Source organism: Dethiosulfatibacter sp. (assembly GCF_983023055.1).
Window position 1 is genome coordinate 1 of record NZ_CEZJXU010000338.1, and the last position, 2,958, is coordinate 2,958.

A 2,958-nucleotide genomic window follows, 5' to 3' on the forward strand; every position below is an offset into this window, starting at 1 on the left:
CATTCATACTCTACTGTGTCAACAACTCTTTTAATCTTTTTTTACTTATTTTTCAATGCTTGTTTACTTGCTTTTTATACTGTTTTGTTTCCCGCTCCCTTTTGGGTGCTTTACTAGTATAGCGACCGTCATTGCTTTTGTCAACTGTTTATTTCAGTTCTTTATTGTGCTTTTTTCAGCCGTTTTTTTCGCCCTCTTTTGAGGTGCTTTATCAGTATAGGGATTTACGGCCTCATAGTCAATGATTATTTTAATTCTTTTCATGTTTTTTTCGAATAATGCAATTTGAAATTTTACTTACATATTTATATATATAAGCAGGAATTTACATCCTCATTAATTCTTTACTTTACTGCCTCTTAAATCGCATCTGATTCCAACGGTCGGATATCTCTTCCAAGGAAATCTAATGCCAAACAGGCAAAAAAACCAGAATATATATCCAAAGCATTAAACTTTACATAAATATCCTGATTCAAATTCCAAATTATTCAGTTATCTATTTCCCGAATGTTTCCTTTACACTTTCAAGTCTCTTCCTTATTGGTACATTATAAGGACATCTAGGCTCGCAAACTCCGCATTTTATACAGTCCGAAGCTTTTGAGAACATCCCTTCATATCTTTTAACGGCCCAATCGTTTAGGTCATATCTTTTAACATAGTTTTCCAAAAGCATTGCTCCCGGTATGTTTATACCCTGCGGACAAGGAAGACAGTAACCGCATCTTCTGCAAAAATCCGAACCAAGTTCCTTTACCTCTTCATCGATTTCAACCATTTCCTCTTCTGTTAAAGGTGACAGGTTTTCTGCTACGGATGAATTTTCAACTACCTGTTCAACACTATCCATGCCGGGTATTGCAAGGGTAACAAAGTCCGTGTTAAGTATATACTTTATTGAAAGTACAGGCTTTGAGAAAGCTCCTCCTGCCACAGGCTTCATTATAATTACACCTATGTTCTTTTCAGCAGCCTTTATTAGAACCTCTACTCCCTGATCTTCAACAGGATTATATGGAAATTGATATGTCTCAAATTCTTCATAGGAAAGTGCCTTTTCAAGAATTTCATGATTGTGGCTTGTTATTCCTATATGTCTTATTTTACCTTCTTCCTTGGCTTCAATCAAAGCCTTTAAAGCTCCGTCCTCAGAAACCACATCCGAAAACTTGCCTCTGGTACTGGTATCATGGACCTGATATAGATCAATATATTCAACTCCAAGAGCTTCCAGACTGTCGTTTATATTCTTCTTCATGTCATAATAGTTGTATGCCTGGGCCTTCGTCGCTATGATGAAGCTTTCCCTACCCACTTCCTTAAGCGCATTTCCTATATAACTTTCACTGACGCTGTATGCTCTTGCAGTGTCAATAAAATTGATTCCCTTGTTTTTGCACTCCTTGATTATCTCAAGAGCACCTTCCTTTGAAACTCTCTGAATAGGTATACCACCAAGTCCTATTACTGAAACTTCTAATCCTGTCTTTCCTAGAGTCTTAAATTTCATGAATTCCTCCTAACCGAAATATGAGTTAAAAAGCTTTTTAACATAAACAGCATCAAAATACTCCGTTTCCTTGTATGCAGTTTCCTTGTCGTGATTCCTAATAGACATGGCTATGGAATTCAGCGATTGTACATGCCACTTTGGATTCTCACATACATATTGAATATATCTTAGAAATCTTACTATTACATCGTTAAGCTCTTCAAGCATTCCTGTTAGTATTTCATTTCTGCATACATCTCTGATTATTTTAAAAAACTCATAATCTGCAGCTATATATTTCAAATAGTCGCTGCTGCCGTTATACTTTTCCATTTCATATGCAATTTCAATAAGCCTTGCAGCTTGTTCAGGCGATGCATGCTCCGCTGCCAATTCGGCGGCATAGGCCTCCATCTTCTTCTTAACCTGATAAGCGTTTTTCACTTCCTTTATGTCTATCTGCGTTACATACGTTCCTACTCTAGGTATCATATTTATCATAGACCTGTTTGACAATCTCAACAAAGATTCTCTTACAGGAGTTCTGCTTATATTGAATTCCGTTGCTATCTTCTTTTCCTCTATTATATCCCCCGGTTTGTACTCCAAGTTCAATATCCTATCCAAAACTGTGCTGTACACATGATCATTTATATTTCTTACTTCCATTTTCCCTCCTAGTATTAGATTGATATATTAACACTACATATAGTATAGCATAACCTTGGTTTTATTGTTATATCAACTTGTTTTTAGTTCGTTTTAAAGCGGCTTGTTACTTTTAGCGCCGTGAAAAGCATTGTTTTTTGATTTCGTGAGCATTTGTGATCAAGAAGTCCAAGTCGGTTAGCAAGCAAAAAAATACCAGGATTTAATCCTGGCATAGATCTTTCATATTCAGCACATGCAGCATGCTTGGCTCATTAAATACTATCATTCTGTTACTTCGTATGTTTTTTCTAAATATACTATCTTTTAGTATTATAACTCATCTTCTTCTAGCTTATGAGTACTAATGTGAAAAATTATGTCATTATAAAATTCCTTATTTTTATAAAGTAGATATTTTTCAGAGTCTCTTATTTCTTCATATTTATTCAAAAAAATCACTCCATTCAAGCAACTCGTTAACATTAGCAGAGATATCGTTCCTTCACTTAACCTTCCAAATCCATATTTTTCCAGGATAGTGATTATCTCATAGCCATAGGTTTCTTGTTCAGAAATTATTTTTAAAATGCACCCATCTAGTGTTTCTCCTACTTCTAGTATTCAATAACAACAATCTTCAATAGCTATACATCATAATGACTTTTTATATTTATAAGAGATATGCTTTACATACTCATCTCCATTTCGAGATAGATATACTTCCTTATTTTCATTTACAAAACCAGGCACCGATCCTCCACTAATTACGCAATCCACGGCAGGAACATTTAATCTTGCATCCTCTCCGTCAC

2 protein-coding genes are annotated in these 2,958 nt (G+C 35.2%); both read right to left on the reverse strand.

What is annotated here, in order from left to right:
• Nucleotides 1-499: 499 nt before the first annotated feature.
• Nucleotides 500-1,513, reverse strand: coding sequence for an aldo/keto reductase (locus AC3AX0_RS10640; protein WP_487550267.1), 1,014 nt, complete (start codon nt 1,511-1,513; stop codon nt 500-502).
• A gap of 9 nt (nt 1,514-1,522) precedes the next feature.
• Nucleotides 1,523-2,164 (reverse strand): GntR family transcriptional regulator, encoded by a 642-nt coding sequence (locus AC3AX0_RS10645; RefSeq protein WP_487550268.1) that lies wholly within the window; start codon nt 2,162-2,164, stop codon nt 1,523-1,525.
• Nucleotides 2,165-2,958: the final 794 nt, after the last annotated feature.

Coding starts and splice junctions, on each gene's coding strand:
- AC3AX0_RS10640 (WP_487550267.1), bottom strand. CDS start 1,513: ATGAAATTTAAGACTCTAGGAAAGACAGGATTAGAAGTTTCAGTAATA.
- AC3AX0_RS10645 (WP_487550268.1), bottom strand. CDS start 2,164: ATGGAAGTAAGAAATATAAATGATCATGTGTACAGCACAGTTTTGGAT.